General features: G+C 37.8%; 17 protein-coding genes. 10 read left to right on the top strand and 7 right to left on the bottom strand.

What is annotated here, in order from left to right; all coding sequences use genetic code 11:
- The first annotated feature begins 1 nt into the window (after window position 1).
- From MR041_RS01470 to MR041_RS01440, 7 genes are all read left to right on the top strand, one after another.
- Entirely contained in the window at window positions 2–673 is a 672-nt protein-coding gene (locus MR041_RS01470; RefSeq protein WP_242091807.1) for a CPBP family intramembrane glutamic endopeptidase, read from the top strand.
- On the top strand, window positions 670–1,644 hold the full coding sequence (locus tag MR041_RS01465; protein ID WP_242091806.1) for an NAD-dependent epimerase/dehydratase family protein: 975 nt from the start codon (window positions 670–672) through the stop codon (window positions 1,642–1,644). The genes MR041_RS01470 and MR041_RS01465 overlap by 4 nt, the downstream gene beginning before the upstream one ends.
- On the top strand, window positions 1,641–2,459 hold the full coding sequence (locus tag MR041_RS01460) for an SDR family oxidoreductase (RefSeq protein WP_242091805.1): 819 nt from the start codon (window positions 1,641–1,643) through the stop codon (window positions 2,457–2,459). The genes MR041_RS01465 and MR041_RS01460 overlap by 4 nt, the downstream gene beginning before the upstream one ends.
- Before the next feature lie 34 nt (window positions 2,460–2,493).
- Window positions 2,494–3,288: an SDR family NAD(P)-dependent oxidoreductase gene (locus MR041_RS01455; protein WP_242091804.1), complete on the top strand. Its 795-nt coding sequence runs from the start codon at window positions 2,494–2,496 to the stop codon at window positions 3,286–3,288.
- A gap of 221 nt (window positions 3,289–3,509) precedes the next feature.
- On the top strand, window positions 3,510–4,511 hold the full coding sequence (locus MR041_RS01450; RefSeq protein WP_242091803.1) for an NAD-dependent epimerase/dehydratase family protein: 1,002 nt from the start codon (window positions 3,510–3,512) through the stop codon (window positions 4,509–4,511).
- A gap of 133 nt (window positions 4,512–4,644) precedes the next feature.
- Window positions 4,645–4,923 (top strand): hypothetical protein, encoded by a 279-nt coding sequence (locus MR041_RS01445; RefSeq protein WP_242091802.1) that lies wholly within the window; start codon window positions 4,645–4,647, stop codon window positions 4,921–4,923.
- A gap of 127 nt (window positions 4,924–5,050) precedes the next feature.
- Window positions 5,051–5,446 carry a hypothetical protein gene (locus MR041_RS01440; RefSeq protein ID WP_242091801.1) on the top strand — a complete coding sequence of 132 codons (396 nt, stop codon included), beginning with the start codon at window positions 5,051–5,053 and terminating at the stop codon, window positions 5,444–5,446.
- A 70-nt stretch (window positions 5,447–5,516) separates the two neighbouring features.
- Here MR041_RS01440 and MR041_RS01435 read toward each other — a convergent pair whose 3' ends face one another.
- The 5 genes from MR041_RS01435 to tamL form a co-directional block, all read right to left on the bottom strand.
- Window positions 5,517–7,763: a polyribonucleotide nucleotidyltransferase gene (locus tag MR041_RS01435; RefSeq protein WP_242091800.1), complete on the bottom strand. Its 2,247-nt coding sequence runs from the start codon at window positions 7,761–7,763 to the stop codon at window positions 5,517–5,519.
- A gap of 273 nt (window positions 7,764–8,036) precedes the next feature.
- Window positions 8,037–8,306, bottom strand: a complete 270-nt coding sequence (gene rpsO / locus MR041_RS01430; RefSeq protein WP_242091799.1) for a 30S ribosomal protein S15 — start codon at window positions 8,304–8,306, stop codon at window positions 8,037–8,039.
- A gap of 265 nt (window positions 8,307–8,571) precedes the next feature.
- Window positions 8,572–9,429 carry an acetyl-CoA carboxylase, carboxyltransferase subunit beta gene (gene accD, locus MR041_RS01425; protein ID WP_242091798.1) on the bottom strand — a complete coding sequence of 286 codons (858 nt, stop codon included), beginning with the start codon at window positions 9,427–9,429 and terminating at the stop codon, window positions 8,572–8,574.
- 221 nt (window positions 9,430–9,650) lie between these two features.
- A complete protein-coding gene (gene fbaA, locus MR041_RS01420; protein WP_242091797.1) occupies window positions 9,651–10,718 on the bottom strand; it encodes a class II fructose-bisphosphate aldolase in 1,068 nt (355 codons plus the stop codon).
- Window positions 10,719–10,848: 130 nt separating this feature from the next.
- On the bottom strand, window positions 10,849–13,374 hold the full coding sequence (tamL, locus tag MR041_RS01415) for a translocation and assembly module lipoprotein TamL (RefSeq protein WP_242091796.1): 2,526 nt from the start codon (window positions 13,372–13,374) through the stop codon (window positions 10,849–10,851).
- Window positions 13,375–13,540: 166 nt separating this feature from the next.
- Between tamL and MR041_RS01410 the strand changes: the two genes are divergently transcribed.
- Window positions 13,541–14,278: a TrmH family RNA methyltransferase gene (locus tag MR041_RS01410; RefSeq protein ID WP_242091795.1), complete on the top strand. Its 738-nt coding sequence runs from the start codon at window positions 13,541–13,543 to the stop codon at window positions 14,276–14,278.
- A gap of 99 nt (window positions 14,279–14,377) precedes the next feature.
- On the opposite strand, the gene porT is transcribed toward MR041_RS01410, so the two are convergent.
- Window positions 14,378–15,106, bottom strand: coding sequence for a type IX secretion/gliding motility protein PorT/SprT (gene porT / locus MR041_RS01405; protein ID WP_242091794.1), 729 nt, complete (start codon window positions 15,104–15,106; stop codon window positions 14,378–14,380).
- A 1-nt stretch (window position 15,107) separates the two neighbouring features.
- Window positions 15,108–15,836, bottom strand: coding sequence for a bifunctional demethylmenaquinone methyltransferase/2-methoxy-6-polyprenyl-1,4-benzoquinol methylase UbiE (gene ubiE, locus MR041_RS01400; RefSeq protein ID WP_242091793.1), 729 nt, complete (start codon window positions 15,834–15,836; stop codon window positions 15,108–15,110).
- A 173-nt stretch (window positions 15,837–16,009) separates the two neighbouring features.
- Here ubiE and trkA point away from each other — a divergent pair, with 173 nt between their 5' ends.
- Together trkA and MR041_RS01390 are read left to right on the top strand one after the other, a co-directional pair.
- Window positions 16,010–17,359, top strand: a complete 1,350-nt coding sequence (gene trkA / locus MR041_RS01395; protein WP_242091792.1) for a Trk system potassium transporter TrkA — start codon at window positions 16,010–16,012, stop codon at window positions 17,357–17,359.
- Window positions 17,360–17,442: 83 nt separating this feature from the next.
- Window positions 17,443–18,870 carry a TrkH family potassium uptake protein gene (locus MR041_RS01390; protein WP_242091791.1) on the top strand — a complete coding sequence of 476 codons (1,428 nt, stop codon included), beginning with the start codon at window positions 17,443–17,445 and terminating at the stop codon, window positions 18,868–18,870.
- Window positions 18,871–18,943: the final 73 nt, after the last annotated feature.

Genomic DNA, 18,943 nt, shown 5'->3' with positions numbered 1-18,943 from the left:
CATGAGAGGAGAAGAAGCCATAGCCATGCTCATTACCCTGGTTTTTGCGACCTACTTTGTTATCACTTGGGCGTATTACAAATTAGGTATAACCAATCTCGAAAAAGCCTTGTTTCTTAGAAATGGTCTGCGGTTTTTAAACTTAAAGCATATACTGGGGATGGTTTTGTTTGGGGTCCTATTTTATGTTAATTATTCAGAATTCACTCATTTAATAGCGTGTATTGAAATACCTCGATTACATATTCTGATTCCGTATATTCTATCAGTTATAGCATTGGCCTATATCTCTAAGGGATCATCAGACAGCGCGATGGCACGGAACGATGTCGTGAGTGCTTATGGGTTTTCAAATGCATGGACCTATTTTGTTATACGTTTTGGTTTTCTATTATGTTACGAGTTTTTCTTTAGAGGTGTATTGTTATTTACCTTATTGCATATCATGGAAATACCAATGGCTATAGGGTTGAGTATACTGGCTTATGTATTAATTCATATTTTCGATTCCAAAAAAGAAATTCTTGGAGCCATACCTTTTGGTATCCTATTGTGCGTATTGACCTATATAACGCAGAGCATATGGTATGCATTTATAATGCATTTAACACTATCTGCAGTTTACGAGATTTCAATTTTTTATCGAATAACTTTAAAAACAACACTGTCATGAACGTTTTTTTAACCGGCGCTACAGGATATATTGGACATGAACTGGCACTCGCCTTGGCCAGAAATAACATAAAAGTTCATGCTCTAATAAGAGATTTAAAATCAAAAAGAATTCCAATCCACAATAATATAAGAGTTTATCAGGGTGACGTATGTGATTATGATTCTGTTTTAAAAGCAATTGAAGGATGTTGTTATGTGATTCATTCGGCGGCCTATACAAACTTAAAGTATAATGGTATTGCCAATTTTTACAACACCAATGTGTTGGGTACTGAAAATGTGCTGAAGGCAGCTTTAAAACAACGGGTAAAAAAGTTTATTTATACCAGTACCTTATCGGTTTATGGACCCTCATTTAAGGAAGTTCCCATAACGGAAGATCAACCCAGAATGACGACCTATGCGAACGATTATGAACTTACAACAAGTATGGCTGAGGAACTAATAGTCAGCTACAATAAAAAGGGGCTTCCTGTTACCATTTTAAATATATCAAGAGTTTACGGCCCAAGATTAAATCATTTTTCTACTGCTTTTAGAGGATTGGTGAAGCGGGTTAAATATGGCAATATTTTATTTGTTCCTGGAAAACTGAATGTTCAGGCGAATTATGTTTATATCGATGACGTGATTCATGCCCATTTACTTTCACTTAAATCAAACGTAGGAAAGAAATACATTATTGGAGGCACAAATATTGACTTTTGGACTCTGATAGCGAAGATTAAATCATTATCAAATGGTAGACTTAAAATATTCAGAGTTAACCAATTTGTATTTAAGATGATTTTCCTTTTATCAAATTTTTATTGGCAGGTTCTCAGGGGTGTTTCTCGTATAGATTATAAGCAATTCAAGCCTTTTGGCTTCAATCAATTATCAACATCACAGAAGGCTAAAAAAGATCTGAACTACAACATTACTCCTATAGATGAGGGATTACTAAAAACCATTAGTTTAATAAAATGAATTCATATATATTAAAAGATAAGATCGTATTAATTACCGGATCAAGTCGGGGTATAGGTAAGGCAACAGCCAAAAAAATGGCCATGGAAGGAGCTCGTCTGGTGATACATGGACGCGACCCGAAAAGATTGAGAGCAGTAGAGGAGGAGTTAAAGGCATTAGGAGGGACTGTGGTTTCTTTTAGTTGTGATATCACCAATCCGGATCAAGCGAAAGACCTAATTGATTATACAATTGGTATTTATGGCCAACTTGATATTTTAATTAATAATGCTGGAGTGTCAATGAGGGGAGCTTTTAAGGACTTAAATCCAATAGTATTTAAGAAGGTATTTGATATTAATGTTTTGGGGGTTGCAAATGTTTCTATTAATGCACTTCCTTATATAAAACAGTCCCATGGTAGCCTGGTTTTTATTTCGAGTGTTGCAGGTATAAGAGGTCTGCCTGGGAATTCGGCATATAGTTCATCTAAAATGGCTTTAAAGGCCATTGCAGAGTCTTTGAGAATAGAGGAGTTCAAATCAAAAATTCATATTGGTTTGATTTATGTAGGAATAACGGAAATAGAAAAAGGCAAGAAGACAATTGGAAGTGATGGGTCTGAAAAATATTTAAAAGATCGGTCAAAATTAAAAGTTCAGTCGTTAAACTCTGTTGCAAGTTCTATTATATCGAACATAAAAAAAAGAAAATATAAATCAACGCTAAGTATTCTAGGAAAATTAAATGCTGTAATTCAATCAATTGCGCCGAAATTGGTAGAGTTTATTTTATTGCGATCTCAAAGAAGGATAATTCTAAGAAGCGAATAAGCATATTCCTTATAAAAGGTATAAATCAGTAAATATGAGAACTTTTATATTAATAACCGGTGCGAGTCAAGGTTTTGGAAAAGCCATGGCGTTCGAATGTGCCAAAAGAAAGATGAATCTATTCTTAATAGCCTTACCCAATTCCGGCTTGGAAGTCCTATCTGATTTCATCAGGGTTAATTTTGAAGTGGAGGTACACTATCTGGAAATGGATTTGAGCAGTACCAAAAACTGTTATGAGATTTCCAGATATGTCAGTGATAACGGACTTCAAATTCAATATTTAGTCAATAATGCCGGTGTTTTAAGCAGAGGGATGTTTAGTGAACTTAGTGATCAGTTTGTAATTAAACAAATTCAAGTCAATGTAGCAACACCTACCTTGTTAACAAAGCTTTTGCTCAACAATTTAAAACAAAATGCACCTGCTGCTATTTTAAACATAAGCAGTATGGCAGGGTTTTTCGCCATTCCCAAAAAACAGGTGTATGGTGCAACCAAGGCATATCTCACCTCCTTTTCAAAAAGTTTGAATAAGGAATTGATAAACGACAATGTAACCGTGACAACCCTATGTCCCGGTGGTTTAAATACTTCAACTCGAATATGCTATCAAAACCGAATATTGGGTTTGATCAGCAGGAAGGCGGTTCTGAATCCCGAAGATGCTGCTAAAATAGCAATAGACAGTATGTTGACCGGAAAGAAAGTGATTGTTCCGGGATTTATAAATAAATGTTTAATGGTCCTGGACAAATTATTACCTGAGGCTATTAAAGATTGGTTGACGAATAGGGAGATCAACAAATTCCCGAAACCCGTAATTTAACTGTGGAGGAGGTCATTGATGTTAAGGATGTAAACAGGTATTTTTGTTCCTCTTAATTTAGAGCAACAAAACCTTAAAAAAGTGTCCAATCTATTTCCATCGCATCATTTTAAAATACCTAAAGAAATAAAGTGTTTTTAATAGTATTTAAAGACAAGAGAATTAGCTACCTTAAAAAACAATTTAACGTTATTCCATTGTGAATTGCATAAAATATAAAAATGTTGAATTCCCAGTTTAAGGTTTTAGTTACTGGAGCTAACGGTCTTCTTGGAACCAATACAATTTTAGATTTGTTGGAACAGGGTTTTCAGGTGAGGGCATTTATACGTTCTGTAGATAAAAGGTCAAAGTTTAAGCATCCTTCTTTAGAGTATGTTTTTGGCGATATTATGCATATCGAAAGTATAAAAAAAGCAATGAATGGTTGTCAATATGTCATTCATATAGCCGCATTGACAGATCTAAAAATAAAAGATTACCACGCATTTGAAAAGATAAATGTAACCGGAACAAGAAATGTCGTCGAGATGGCGAGGGAATTTGAGATTTTAAAGTTTATCTATGTGAGTACGGCAAATGTATTTGGATACGGATCTAAAGATGATTTGGGGAATGAACGAAAAGAAATGCAATCTCCTTTTAATAAAATGGCTTATGCAAAGAGTAAACAATTGGGGCAAGAATTTGTTTTGTCTCAATCTGACGCAATGGATGTCACGGTAGTTAATCCTACTTTTATGATTGGTCCCTATGATAGCAAGCCCAGTTCGGGTAGAATTATTTTAAATTGCCTGAACAAACAATTTGTGTTCTGTCCGCCAGGCGGTAAAAATTTTGTTTGTGTTAAAGATGTTTCCGGAGGTATAGTAAATGCATTGAGATTTGGAAAACGAGGTGAAGCGTATTTGTTATGCAATGAGAATTTGAGTTTTTTTGAGTTCTATAAAAAAGTGAGGTTGCATTCGAAACAAGCATTCGTAATAATTAAACTACCGAGATGGGTAATTCTTGGTATCGGGTATTTCGGCAATATCGCTCGATTTATTGGAATTGAAACAGCCATTTCCATTTCAAACACCAGGGCAGTGTGTATTAATAATTTCTACGACAATAGAAAGGCCCGTGAAGAATTACGCATAAGCTTTAATCCGATTGACACCGGTATCAAGGAAGCTATTGATTGGTTTGGAAAAAGTAGCTCCAAAAACAGACCCATTTAAAGCGTTTTGCCGTGATTTTTGTCCGAGATTATCGTTGGACATCCTAATTCTTCCATGATATAATATACGGGATACAAATCATTTTAATTGAGACGATATTTGGATTGTAAATCAAATCTAAATAGTCTGGAAAATGAAAACATCAAGCAAAAATAGCACCCCAAGAATTATTCTCTTTTGGTCTGTACCCAGTTTATCACAAATCAACACGTATAAAGCGAATTGTGATCAACTTCAAAAGGCCTGTGTCCATTCAAATTCAGTTCAAGTTTTAAACCATAAGAAGGAGGCTCAAACATTTAAGAAAATTATAAAGGAATCTGATGGTTTTTATGGACTCAGAAGGATCAAGGGCGAAATAAGAAAAATGATGCTTAATGTTAATTCCATTAAAACAATTATTCTCCTGTAATAAAACAGTTTAAAGTATAATGAAATCACGTGTTTGTCATCTTAAAATTTTAATGTTCTTTGGACTTTGCTTGCTGCTTTCGACACATTGTGAGATACATTCCCAAGCTGATGTGAAACATAAAGATATGGTTCTTGTCGTATATAATTACCAGGGTAAAAAGATTCACAAAGGGAAGGTCATTTTCGTCAATGATTCCTCACTAGGGCTCATAAAGAATGGTAAGTGCATCACCATAAATGCCAACCGCATTGGTTCAATTAAGACGAAACCATCTGGTTTAAAGAATAGTCCTTTGGGATCCCATTTTCGGGCCTCCTTACGCATTTTAATTGAGGCCGTCAGCTCGGCACCTGAAAAGCGGTGGGGATATATGGCAGGTGAAGGTGCGGTTGAGTCTGGTATACCAGCTGTTAAAGAGGTAGTGGCTGTTGATGCCCGTACAGTGCAACCAATAATGAATGACACTTTTATAATCAATGGAAGAGAAGAAAATTGGACCTTATTCAGAGCCCATTTTTAGTTATCGCGTAAATAAAAAAAGCCTATCCATTGCAGTGGATAGGCTTTTTGTTTTTTATTAAAAGGAACAATTACCTTTCTTTTTTGTCATCTCCAGAACGTCTGTTATCCCGTCTATTATCTCTGCCACCACGATTATTGCGGCCACGGTTGTCCCGGTTTCCTCTGTTGTTATCTCTTGGAGGACGCTCCTGATACCCTTCCGGTTTAGGTAAAAGGGCTTTTCTTGATACTTTTTCACGTTTGGTCTTTGGATCAAAACCAAAGTATTTCACGTCTAAAGTATCACCTAGATTGATAACATCGGTTACATTGTTGGTGCGTTCCCAGGCTAACTCCGAAATGTGAATGAGAACATCGTTACCCGGAGCCTCAACATATTCCAATACGGCTCCAAAATCCAATATTTTAGTCACCTTCATTTCATATACACTACCAACTTCAGGTTTGAAGGTAAGGCTTTCAATAGCAGCCAAAACCTTATCAATCCCCTCTTGATCGGTCCCTAGTATTTCCACAATACCTTCTCCGGTTACCGGATCTTCATTAATTACAATGGTTGTATTAGTCGTTTTTTGTAATTCCTGAATGACCTTACCTCCTGGTCCGATAAAAGCACCGATAAGATCGTTCGGTAGGGTAGCGGTCACCATTTTAGGTGCATGCGATTTCACATCGCTATTTGGAACAGCGATGGTCTCTGTTAATTTTTCAAGAATATGCATGCGGCCGTCATTAGCCTGCTTCAGGGCCTTGACTAAAATTTCATAGCTCAGACCTTTTATTTTTATATCCATCTGACAGGCAGTAATACCATCTTGGGTACCAGTCACTTTAAAATCCATATCCCCCAGGTGATCTTCATCACCAAGAATATCGGAAAGTACCGCATAACGTTCACCATCGGATATGAGTCCCATAGCGATACCCGAAACAGGTTTTTTAATTTGAACTCCCGCATCCATGAGTGCCATAGTACCGGCACAAACCGTTGCCATAGAGGAAGATCCATTGGATTCCAATACCTCCGAAACGACCCTTACAGTATACGGGCAATCTTCAGGTACCATGCCTTTTAAAGCACGCTGGGCTAAGTTTCCATGTCCTATTTCACGGCGAGAGGTCCCCCTTATTGGACGCGCTTCACCGGTAGAGAATGGCGGAAAGTTATAATGTAAATAAAAACGTTCTTCGGTTTCCAAGGACGGATTGTCCACCATATTGGCTTCACGCGATGTTCCTAAGGTTACCGTCGCTAAAGCTTGAGTCTCACCTCTGGTAAATATGGACGAACCATGGGTTGATGGCAGATAATCAACTTCACACCAAATAGGACGTATGTCAGTTGTTTTTCTACCATCCAAACGAATGCCTTCTTCCAATACCACGTCTCGAACGGCTTCTTTTTGAACTTTCCCAAAGTATTTGGAAACCATATCACCAACTTCTTCCAATTCTTCTTCCGTAAATTCAGCAGTCAAGGCTTCTTTTAACTCATGGAAAGCTGCACTTCTATCCTGCTTCGCGGATCCTTGTTTGGCGATGCCGTAACACTTTTCATAAGCGAAGGCCTTAACCTTTTCATAGAGGGTTTCATCCTCTGCTTCGGGTTCATATTCACGGGTCTCTTTCTTGCCTACTTTTTCAACAAGACGTTTTTGTGCTTCAATTTGAGCTTTAATCGCCTCATGAGCTACTTTAATGGCCTCAACCATTTCTTCCTCTGAAATTTCACTCATTTCGCCTTCAACCATCATTACAGAGTCTTCCGAGGCGCCTATGATCATATCGATTTCAGATTGTTCTAATTGTGAAAAACTGGGGTTAATGATGAATTCACCATTAATACGGCCAACACGAACCTCAGAAATAGGGGTCTCAAAGGGAATATCCGATAATTGTATAGCCGCAGAGGCAGCCAATCCGGCCAAGGCGTCAGGCATAACGTCGTTATCCAAAGACATTAACTGTATCATAACTTGAGTTTCCGAATGATAGTCTTTTGGGAACAAAGGACGTAAAACACGGTCTACTATACGCATCACCAGTATCTCTTCTGTACTTGGTCGTGCTTCTCTCTTAAAGAATCCACCCGGATATCGTCCTGCAGCGGCAAATTTTTCGCGATAATCTACGGTTAAGGGTAAAAAGTCTACATCGGCCGCTTCATAATTTGAAACGACTGTACAAAGCAACATGGTCTTACCCGATTGTACTACAACACTACCGTGTGCTTGTTTCGCTAATTTTCCGGTTTCAATAGAGATTTCTCTACCGTCACCGAGGTCTATGACCTCTCTAAATGTTTGTGGCATCATAATTTTTTAATTCAAACTCTGACACATACCAATATGCCAGATCTATGTTAAACAATGGTCTCCGTTTTGATAAACGGACAAGGTTGTGTTGTTGTGTGTAGATGTTAATTGGGACTTTGAAAGTCCAGACCAATGAAAAACTTCGTAAGCTTCTTCTAATTGTCATTGCGATCCAATACACATTTTACTGTGCATCAACGGACGAGCTACATTTTTATTAATGACGCAATAGCTCTGTTTTAAACAAAAAAGAGGCTATAAGCCCCTCTTTTCTTATTTTCTTAAACCTAATTCTTTTACTATGGCACGATATCTTAAGATATCCTTCTTAGTCAAATAATCCAGCAAAGCGCGACGCTTTCCTACCAGTTTCACTAATGAACGCTCGGTATTATAATCTTTGCGATTATTTTTTAAGTGCTCCGTCAAGTGATTAATTCTGTGCGTGAATAACGCAATCTGAGCTTCGGCGGTTCCAGTATCGTTTTTATCCTTACCGTACTTCGCGAAGATCTTTTCTTTTACTTCTTTAGTTAAATACATGCTAATATTATTGTAAATGATTGTTATGTATACGAAAGACCGTCTTTCGAGCGGCAAATATACGTTTTTTTATTGATTTGCAACACATAATTTAAAAGACCTTTGAAGCACTAATAATAGGACAGTCTCCATCTTTTTGTCAGGAGATGGCAATAAGGAACCGGATGCATCCATAGGTTAGCCATTTCACCTAAATAACGTTAAAGAAAACGATAACACATGCATCGCGTAAACATGGCCAACTCATCCATATAAATGCGATATTTTAAGCTCTTAAAGGTTGATTGGTTATTAAGTCGATATACTGATTTATTTTGTCCTTAAGATCTTTTCTATGTGTAATAAAATCCAAAAACCCGTGTTCCAGTAAGAATTCTGAGGTCTGAAAGCCCTCTGGAAGATCCTTGCCTGTAGTATCTTTTACAACACGAGGTCCTGCAAATCCTATTAAAGCGCCAGGTTCTGCAATATTAATGTCACCGAGCATGGCAAACGAGGCTGTAGTGCCTCCGGTGGTTGGATCGGTGCACAATGAAATATAAGGAATACCTGCATCTGCCAGTTGTGCGAGTTTTGCTGATGTTTTTGCCAATTGCATTAAGGATAATGCCGCTTCCATCATACGTGCACCGCCCGATTTGGAGATGACCAAAAGAGGAATGTTGTACTTCAGCGAATAATCTGCAGCCCGTGCTATTTTTTCACCAACAACACTTCCCATTGAGCCCCCGATAAAACTAAAATCCATACAGGCTATGACGAGGTCTTTTCCTTTAGATTTTCCTACAGCACATCGTACCGCATCTTTAAGCTTGGTCTTATCCTGTGCCGCTTTCAGACGTTCCGGATATTTTTTGGTATCCTCAAATTTTAAAGGGTCCTTAGATTCTAGGGTTGCATCCAATTCCTCAAATGTGTTATTATCGAACAGGATCTCAAAATATTCCCTACTGCCAATTCTTACGTGGTATCCATCCTCAGGACTCACATAAAAATTTTGTTCTAGTTCCTTAGTGTCAACTATTTTCCCGGTTGGGGATTTATACCAAAGGCCTTTTGGGGTATCCTTTTTTTCTTCGGTCGACGTTTGTATTCCTTTATCTTTTCGTTTAAACCAAGACATATGGTTGTTTTTTTAACCCTTTAACAATTTAAAGAGTGCGTTAATTTAACCAAGTTTAAACAGAACAGCTCTGCATAAACTCGGATCACAAAATTAAAGTTTTATTTTAAATTCACAGTGAAGGCTCGAAAAATTATTGTTGTCAGGGATAAAGAATAAAAAAATCCTGTCTTAAAAAAACAGGATTTGTGAATTTCAAATGCCAGATATGAATGCCTTGCTTAAAGGGTGTTCACATTATTAAGATCCTCAAAGGCCTTTTTCAAACGGCTAACAAATGTTTTTTCTCCCTCTCTCAACCATACACGCGGATCGTAATATTTCTTGTTTGGAGCATCTTCCCCTTCGGGATTGCCAATCTGTGATTGTAAGTAGTCCGTCTTACTGTTCATATAATCGCGAATGCCACTCATAAAGGCATATTGTAAATCCGTGTCTATATTCATTTTAATGACGCCATAGCTGATACCTTCTCTAATTTCTTCAACAGTGGAACCTGAACCACCATGAAAGACAAAATCGATATGATTATGTTCAACCCCGTATTTTTCCGAAATGTATTCCTGTGAATTTTTTAAGATTTTAGGTGTTAACTTGACGTTTCCTGGTTTATAAACACCGTGAACATTACCAAATGCCGCTGCAATGGTAAATTGATCACTTACCTTGCTCAATTCTTCATAGGCATAAGCCACCTCTTCGGGTTGGGTGTATAGTTTGGAATCGTCCACATCGGTATTATCAACTCCATCTTCCTCGCCTCCTGTAATGCCCAATTCGATTTCAAGGGTCATACCCATCTTGCTCATGCGTTCAAGATATTGCTTGCAAATTTCAATATTCTCTTCAAGCGGTTCTTCAGAAAGATCGATCATATGGGAGCTAAAAAGGGATTTTCCTGTTTCGGCGAAATGTGTTTCACTTGCATCTAATAAACCGTCTATCCAGGGTAATAACTTTTTCGCACAATGATCGGTATGCAAAATTACGGGAACACCATAGGCCTCTGCTAAGGTATGTACGTGCTTTGCACCTGCAATCGCACCGGCTATGGCTGCTTTTTGTCCTTCATTACTCAATCCTTTTCCCGCATTGAACTGGGCCCCACCATTGGAGAATTGTATAATTACAGGCGCATTGAGGTCTCGTGCTGTTTCCAATACACCATTAATTGTATCTGAACCTATAACATTCACAGCCGGAAGGGCATAGTTATTGGCCTTAGCATGATTAAATATAGCCTGAACTTCCTTACCTGTAGCTACCCCTGGTTTTATATTGTGTCCCATTTTTGATATTTTTTGTGATTTATAGTTTGGTCCAAAAATAATCAAATTTTGAATAATAACCGGTTGTTTTACAGGTTGAAAACATAAAACTACACTAAAACGTTATAGTATGTGAATAGCCGGTTACAGATTAGAAAGGATAGTTAATACCTATGTTATAAACGGCATTACTAAAGTTATAATCCCTAAACCATCTATTCAACTCAGTGTAGGAGGGATCATAGGTTTTAAAACCGATATCGAATCTAAAAACAAAAAAGCTAAAGTCATATCTCAGTCCAAAACCAGATCCTATGGCTATATCTTTTAAAGCGTCCAGACTGGTAAATGTGGCTTTATCATCTTCAACATCGTCAAGTACGTTCCAGATGTTGCCGGCGTCAATAAAAATTGCGGCATTTAAGTTTTCAAATAGGTTAAATCGCTGCTCAATGCCAAGTGCCAGTTTAAAGTTGGCTTCATTGAACTCATTACGGGATTCAGAACTTCCCGGACCTAAGCTATAAGCGGTCCATGCCCGGTTGTCATTCGCTCCGCCGGCAAAAAAACTTTTTGAGAAAGGAATATTGGTAGAATTTCCGTAAGGGATGGCTATACCCGCATAGGTTCTCATGGCCAAGACATTTTTTTTCCCTAAGTCCCAATGCTTAATATAATCAAATTCTGTTTTCACATATTGCGAAAACGCGACATTAAATATTTCGTAACGGTCATTTTCATCTTTTTCTAAGCCTAATAATTTAGAGGCGTTAGATAACATATTGCCAGCAAGTTCCAGTCTAAACCTAAATATTGAAAAATCCTCATCGAAAAGATTCGTTCGTACATCTCGGGTTAATCCAAAACTTGTAGAAAATATGAGGTTATTTTCTGTAAGTCTGTTTTTACGTTCGTTAATACTCGTTAAGGTTGACAGTTGGTCGCTGTTTATCTCATTAGGCGTTGGATCGGCAAGGGCATAATTTAAAAATTTATACGTGTCTTTAGGAATACTTAGGTCGGAATCTGACGGGATGTAGTCAATCTCTTTGGCAATATTATTCAATGAGTTGTACGAGCTTTCATAGACGCGAAAGTAATTTTCAACATTCAGATTTCTAACATACTGCACATTAAACAGGTCGAGATTATTCGTTATTTTATTTGATGGCGACCAATTATAGTTGAAGTTACCGGTGAACGTTTGTCTATCAAGTCCAATATTCGTCTGGCTTGTTGTAGACAAACTAATTCGGGTACTTGGCGACATGTATTTAGGAATTATTTTGTCGGTATTGAAAGGAGAAAATAATCTCGGGATACGTAGTCTAAGGTCAATACCGTATTCATTAATGTCAAAAAAGGGATCATCAATATTATTTTTGTCTTTCGATGCACCAACAGAGGTAATGGCAGAAATTTCAAAGGTCTCGGCACCTCTAAAAATATTCCGGATCTGCAGGCTCGGATTTAGGGCTAAACCAACCGACTGAATATTACTCTGCGAAACTTCGGCACTAAAACCTAAACTGAACTTTTTTAGAGGGGTTAAATAAACATTGGCAATCAAGCTTGAGTCGGTTTCTGCTACGTATTTAATTTCAGGATACTTGAAGGTGCGTAATTCATTTAAATAGCGATAGGATCTTGTGCGATCGATATCCCTGAATATGGTTTTTGGAGCAATAAAGACGGCATCCGTAATGGCTTTAGGACGATAGCGCATTTTACCATGGCTATATAAATTGTAACCATTATAGGTTAGTGTATTCTGATAGGGTAGATCTCTGGTCGCAAAGGTGTCATCCGTATATATGTTCACTTTGTCGACTTTAAAAATTTTAAAAGGTTTGGTAATGGTGGTATCCGGATTGGTTATGATCTGGTTACTAATTAGCACCCCTACATTGACCTTCTTGTTCGTGCCAATGGTATCGATCTCAAAAGAGACATGCTCCTGACCAAAACGAAACAGTCCCCTATTGCGAAGTTCTGTGGAAATTCTGTTCCGCTCTTGTTCAAAATCAACAGTCCGGTATTGCGCTCCTGTTTTTACTAAGGCATCTTTCTGGGTTGCTTCATAAAGTAACTCTACCAGAGGGGACTCAATTTTTTTGGCAATGGAATCAATGATGAATGCCGGACCTGTATTCACCTCATATTGAATCTCAATACGTTTGTCGTCAGTCGGTTTGGCAATATATGAGGCCGTCACGTCGAACCACCCATTATTAATATGGTAATTTTCAAGTCTTGTAACCGATTTTCTTGTTTTCTCTTCTTCCCATATGACCGGGGCCTCACCGGTGCGTTTAAGCCATGAATTAAAACCCTTTCTTGTTGCAATATCTTTTTCCAGTTGTTTTCTTGACAACACCTTGGTCTTCCAGGCCATTTTTTCGGCATTATCATAAACTTTAACTTGCAAAATGGAATCAATATTCGGGCGAGCGGTATTGTATAGATGTAACCGCAATGGGATACCCAGTATTTTTCTGTTAGGCTTTTGAGAGATTAAATTCGCTATGGTTTCAGAATTATCCTTTTTATCATTGATGACAACTGTATTGTCCGTAAGTAAATAATCGCTTTCGGAAACTCTTTTTACGGCATCACAAGAGCTAATTAATGCGAAAACAACTATCGTGATTGATATTTTGAATAATTGAAGTTTCAAATAAATAGATTATGATATGAGTTAAGGGATGCTTTAAATTAAAAATATCGTTTCGGACTTTATGTATTCAAAAATACATTATTTCAATTGTTTACAAATAATCTCAGTGTACAATTATCAGGACACATAAATTTTCATTTTCTTTATATGATAAATAAAAGGACCAATGCTTTCAAAAAATCAAATTAAATTAATCTCCAGTTTAAAGCAAAAAAAATACCGAATACAACATGGTCTTTTTTTAGTTGAGGGTATTAAACTTATCCGCGAACTATTAATGTCCCATTTGGAGCTTTACGCCTTATATACGACACAGACCTTCAATAGTGATGCCAATCCTGATAATTTTATAGATGAAATAATCATTTCGGAATCTGAATTAAGACGTATTAGCCTTTTGAAATCACCCAACAGCGCAGTGGCCATTTTTAAAATACCCAAAATGCAAGACGTGAGGGATTCAGGTTTAATTGTTGTCTTGGATGACATAAGAGATCCGGGGAATATGGGTACCATTATCAGACTCTGTGATTGGTTTGGCGTAAGCGATTTGGTTTGTAGTCCCGGAACGGTAGACTGTTACAACCCTAAAGTGGTACAGGCGACAATGGGTTCTTTGTCTCGTGTAAATATTAACTATACGAATTTGGAGGTATTTTTAAGTGCGAGACAGCAACCGGTGTTTGGTGCATTTATGGATGGCGAAAATGTGTATAAGACTGAACTTCCGTTATCCGGTATTTTGGTAATGGGTAACGAATCCAACGGAATTTCGAAAAAGATTGAAGGGTTGCTATCTAAAAAGATTGCAATTCCTCAGTTTGGTTCGGTTCAAAAAACAGAAAGTTTAAACGTGGCCACGGCAGCAGCTGTCTTACTGAGTGAATTCAGGAGAAGACAATAAAATCAAACGCTGCTATAAAATGATGTACGAATTGATAATATGATTATCTTATGAGAATAAGGTTGAGGTATTGTGCTTCGGTGATTCGTTTAAGCGGCCTTACTGAAAGGTGAAATTAACAAACAGACCTCTTGTTTTCATGCTGGTGATGTTGCTGGTCCATGGACTGTTGGGGTCATTATCCCGTACTAACTCATCATTGATTCCAAAAACACCTCGGATGGAAGGTGTAAATTTAAAATTGTACAGATAGAAATCTATTCCAAACCCCATTTCGTAAAACAAGGTATTTTTTTTAGATCTGAATTGGCCGTTACTGTTGTCATTTGGGTTATTCTCATTACTGGAAAGATTCAGGGCTGTAGAGACACCCCCAACAACAAATGGTTTAAAGTTATTAATGCGTTTAGTTGAAAACTTAACCAGGAATGGAATATGGATGTAAGTCGATTTCACCTCGCGCATCAAATCCGAGTTGTTATAAGATGTACCATTAAAATAACTCGTGCTGTAGTGCAATTCCCTTGTGGTAATTATTAAACCGGGTTCTAATCTCAGATCGATAAAATTATTGACCCTTAAATTACCAATAAGACCAACGCTGAATCCCGGACTTCTTTTTACATAAATATCCCGAAGGTCCTCGTTGTAATCAAAATTAAAATCATAGCTGTTAAAACCGAGAAAATACCCCCATCTTAGAAAGTCATTATCTGTAGATCGTCTGCCTTGGTTGGCATCGTACGTCACCTTTTTTTTGGTAAATAACTGCCCCTGAACTTGAAATGAAACAAAAAAGAAGCTTATAACAATAAAAAATAGTCTCATATTACTGTTTAGATGATGTATAGATGGTCGCCACCCCAAAGGTTTGCGGAAAATCTGTAACATTAATAAACCCGATTTTACGTAAAATATTGTTTAAATCCTCGCCATATGGGAAATTCGATGCCGACTCAGATAAATACTTATAGGCACTCTTATCCTTTGAAAAAATACGCCCAATCAAGGGCAAGATGTTTTTCGTATATAAAAAATAGCCTTGCTTGAAAGGGGTTTTTTTAGGGATTGATGTTTCTAAAATAACAAACGAACCGCCTGGTTTCAATACGCGAAGAATTTCCTTCAACCCTTGCTCAAGAGATTCAAAATTTCGAATACCAAAGGCCACGGTAATGGCATCGAAGGTATTATTTTCGAATGGGATGTTCTCAGAATCACCGAGAACCATCTCTATTTTCGACTCCAGGTGCTTGCGTTGTATTTTTGTCTTTCCTATTTCAAGCATGCCGCTGCTGATATCGAGACCAATAATTTTTTCTGCTCCGGTTTCTGCCAAGTTAATGGCCAGGTCTCCGGTTCCCGTGGCGATGTCCAAAATGGTCTCCGGATGGTTTCGTTTAAGAAGATTAACGACTTTATTGCGCCATTTTACATCAGTTCCAAAAGAGATGACACGATTCAAACCATCATAATCACCGGAAATATTATCGAACATTTTTTTCACCTGTTCTTTTTTCCCGAGAACGCTGTCTTTGTATGGCTTGATATTGGTCAAACTTATTTTTTTTTGACAAATATAAACTATTGCAGGGCATTAAGAAACTTGACAACGAATAATTGCGTAAGGTTAAAATGTATATCTTTGTTTTTCTTATTAGCCAGGTTATTCTATGAAACTGCCCTGAAGCAGGAATATCATGACCGTCAAAGAACAATAAGAAATACATTATGAAAATAATTATTGCTGGAGCTGGAGAAGTTGGGTTTCATTTGGCAAAATTACTATCCTACGAATCTCAGGAAATTACCTTAATCGATCCGAATAAACATAATCTTGTTTATGCCGAAACACATTTAGATATCAAGGTTTTAAATGGCGATGCGACGTCCATACGATTGTTGAATGAAGCACGGGTGTCCTCAGCCGAATTGTTCATTGCGGTAACATCGTCACAAACTACCAATATAACTGCTTGTGTATTGGCCAAGCAGTTGGGTGCCAATAAAACGATTGCACGTATATCAAATACCGAATTTATCGATTTCAAAGACGAGGTCGGTTTCACAAAATTTGGAATAGACGAGTTAATTTCACCGGAACAATTAGCAGCAAAGGAAATAGAATTACTTTTAAACCAATCCGTATTCAATGATACCTATGAATTTGAAGATGGCGCACTAACCATGTTGGGATTAAACCTTACCAAAAATGCTCAGATTGTTGGAAAATCGGTTAAGGATGCGGCCAAATTAATTCCTAATTTGCACTTTGTTCCCATAGCTATTCAGCGCTATGGCTCCCATCTCACAACCATACCGCGCGGAGATACATTATTTCTAGAAGGTGATCATGTCGTGTTTATTACCTCTAAAGGGGGGGATGATGAGCTGTGCCGGTTAGCAGGCTTATTTAAGACTGAAATCAGAAATGTGATGATTCTGGGTGGGGGTCGCATTGGCAGGAAAACTGCAAAAAGTCTTTCAAATGGCAGGTTTAACATTAAAGTTATCGAAAATAATAAAGAACGCGCCTTCGAACTTGCTGATCGCTTACCTAATACCTTAATCATTAATGCAGATGGAAGAAATGTAGAACTCCTGGAGGAAGAGAATATTGAAGAAATGGATGCTTTTATCGCAGTTACTGGAAATTCTGAAACCAATATCATCTCAAGTCTCATGGCTAAAAATAAAGGTGTAAAGAAAACCATAGCCCTTGTTGAGAATATTGATTATTTTGAGCTTTCTCATTCAATAGGGATCGATACATTGATAAATAAAAAGCTCCTAGCTGCAAACAGTATTTTTAGATATATAAGAAAGGGTAATGTGGTAGCCATGACCAAATTAAGCAGTATGGATGCGGAGTTACTTGAGTTTGTGGTGAATGCGAACTCTAAAATTTGCAATAAGATAATTAAAGAATTGAATTTTCCATTATCAGCCATTATAGGTGGGGTTATACGAAATGGACAGGGTATGCTTGCTCTTGGCGATTTTAAGATTCAGGCAAAAGACAGAGTTGTGGTGTGTTGTTTACCTGAGTCTATTAAAAAAGTGGAAAGCTTTTTCTTTTAGCCTAAGAAATTAGTTCAGTGAAACTTAATCTAAAAATAATCATTCATTTTTTTGGTCTGTTATTATTATTCAATGGCGGATTCATGCTAATCTCAACCTTGGTTAGTTTCATTTACCAGGATGGTGTTACCTTTAGGTTGCTTATGTCCGGCCTGTCTGTCCTTGTGATCGGTGCCATTTTTATGCTCTCCTCATTGGATCATAAGAAAGAAATGAACAAACGCGAGGGGTATATCGTGGTGTCATTCGGTTGGATCATAATGGCACTTTCAGGAACCCTGCCGTATTTCCTTTCGGGGACGATACCCAGTTTTACAAATGCCTTTTTCGAGACCATGTCAGGCTATACGACAACCGGCGCATCCATTTTAAACAATATCGAAGCTGTTCCCCATGGCGTGCTGTTCTGGCGAAGTCTGACACATTGGATTGGTGGTATGGGTATAATTGTTTTGGCCATAGCGATATTGCCGTTGTTAGGTATTGGAGGGATGGAATTATTTGCTGCCGAGGCTCCGGGTCCAAGTGCTGATAAGTTGCATCCTCGAATTACCGATACGGCTAAACGCTTATGGTTGATTTATTTTAGTTTTACCGCAATAGAAACCTTCTTGTTAAGCGTGGCCGGAATGCCTTTTTTTGATGCCATAAACCATTCAATGGCAACACTTTCTACCGGTGGATTTTCTACAAAAAATGCAAGTTTGGCCTTTTATAACGGACAGCCTGTCATTCAATATATTGTTATCCTCTTTATGTTCCTGGCAGGGATGAACTTCGTTTTGAGCTATTTTGCCTTTAAAGGAAGAATCCAAAAGATACTGAGGGATGAAGAATTTAAACTCTATTTTTGGTTTGTTGCTGTATTTACAGTTGTGGCGGCATTGACGATTTACCTATTTGCGGACCCTACAAGGTCAACAGTAGCACACCCCATGGTTTGGGGTGAAGCCGAAAGTGCCTTTAGGCATGGTTTGTTTCAGGTCGTAGCCATAGTAACCACAACAGGTTTTGTCTCTGCGGACTACACCATGTGGACACCGTTTTTGGTGGTATTTTTCTTTGGATTAATGTTTTTGGGTGGATCCTCCGGCAGTACTGCGGGCGGCGTTAAGGTGGTGAGACATTTACTCATGATTAAAAATGGATTCTTAGAATTCAAACGCACATTACATCCAAGTGCGATCGTTCCGGTAAGATATAATAAAAGGGCTATTTCCGGGGATATTGTATTTAATATTCTGGCATTTTTTATTCTGTATATGCTGAGCTTTATCGTAGGATCGTTGGGCTTTTCCATGTTGGGTTTGGACTTTCAGTCCTCTATAGGAGCAGCAGCTTCGAGTTTGGGGAATGTGGGTCCGGCTTTAGGCGATTTTGGTCCGGTTAATAATTTTTCTGCCATGCCTGTAATTGGAAAATGGTGGTGTTCTTTCTTGATGTTAATAGGCCGGTTGGAATTGTTTACGGTACTGATCTTATTTACCCCTTTCTTCTGGAGAAACCGATAAGGTGTTTTTAGCCCATACCTTGAATTAAAATCGTATTTCTGTAAAAAAAAGACCTGTTAGTGTGCCACTTTAT

The organism is Aestuariivivens sediminicola (assembly GCF_022662015.1).
Lineage (GTDB): Bacteria > Bacteroidota > Bacteroidia > Flavobacteriales > Flavobacteriaceae > Aestuariivivens > Aestuariivivens sediminicola.
The sequence above is the reverse complement of the archived record's forward strand: the minus strand, read 5'-3'. Positions and strand labels throughout refer to the sequence as shown.

Excerpts from the sequence above, each read along its gene's own strand:
- MR041_RS01470 (WP_242091807.1), top strand. The coding sequence starts at position 2 with ATGAGAGGAGAAGAAGCCATAGCCATGCTCATTACCCTGGTTTTTGCG.
- MR041_RS01465 (WP_242091806.1), top strand. The coding sequence starts at position 670 with ATGAACGTTTTTTTAACCGGCGCTACAGGATATATTGGACATGAACTG.
- MR041_RS01460 (WP_242091805.1), top strand. The coding sequence starts at position 1,641 with ATGAATTCATATATATTAAAAGATAAGATCGTATTAATTACCGGATCA.
- MR041_RS01455 (WP_242091804.1), top strand. The coding sequence starts at position 2,494 with ATGAGAACTTTTATATTAATAACCGGTGCGAGTCAAGGTTTTGGAAAA.
- MR041_RS01450 (WP_242091803.1), top strand. The coding sequence starts at position 3,510 with ATGTTGAATTCCCAGTTTAAGGTTTTAGTTACTGGAGCTAACGGTCTT.
- MR041_RS01445 (WP_242091802.1), top strand. The coding sequence starts at position 4,645 with ATGAAAACATCAAGCAAAAATAGCACCCCAAGAATTATTCTCTTTTGG.
- MR041_RS01440 (WP_242091801.1), top strand. The coding sequence starts at position 5,051 with ATGGTTCTTGTCGTATATAATTACCAGGGTAAAAAGATTCACAAAGGG.
- MR041_RS01435 (WP_242091800.1), bottom strand. The coding sequence starts at position 7,763 with ATGATGCCACAAACATTTAGAGAGGTCATAGACCTCGGTGACGGTAGA.
- rpsO (WP_242091799.1), bottom strand. The coding sequence starts at position 8,306 with ATGTATTTAACTAAAGAAGTAAAAGAAAAGATCTTCGCGAAGTACGGT.
- accD (WP_242091798.1), bottom strand. The coding sequence starts at position 9,429 with ATGTCTTGGTTTAAACGAAAAGATAAAGGAATACAAACGTCGACCGAA.
- fbaA (WP_242091797.1), bottom strand. The coding sequence starts at position 10,718 with ATGGGACACAATATAAAACCAGGGGTAGCTACAGGTAAGGAAGTTCAG.
- MR041_RS01410 (WP_242091795.1), top strand. The coding sequence starts at position 13,541 with ATGCTTTCAAAAAATCAAATTAAATTAATCTCCAGTTTAAAGCAAAAA.
- porT (WP_242091794.1), bottom strand. The coding sequence starts at position 15,106 with ATGAGACTATTTTTTATTGTTATAAGCTTCTTTTTTGTTTCATTTCAA.
- trkA (WP_242091792.1), top strand. The coding sequence starts at position 16,010 with ATGAAAATAATTATTGCTGGAGCTGGAGAAGTTGGGTTTCATTTGGCA.
- MR041_RS01390 (WP_242091791.1), top strand. The coding sequence starts at position 17,443 with ATGCTAATCTCAACCTTGGTTAGTTTCATTTACCAGGATGGTGTTACC.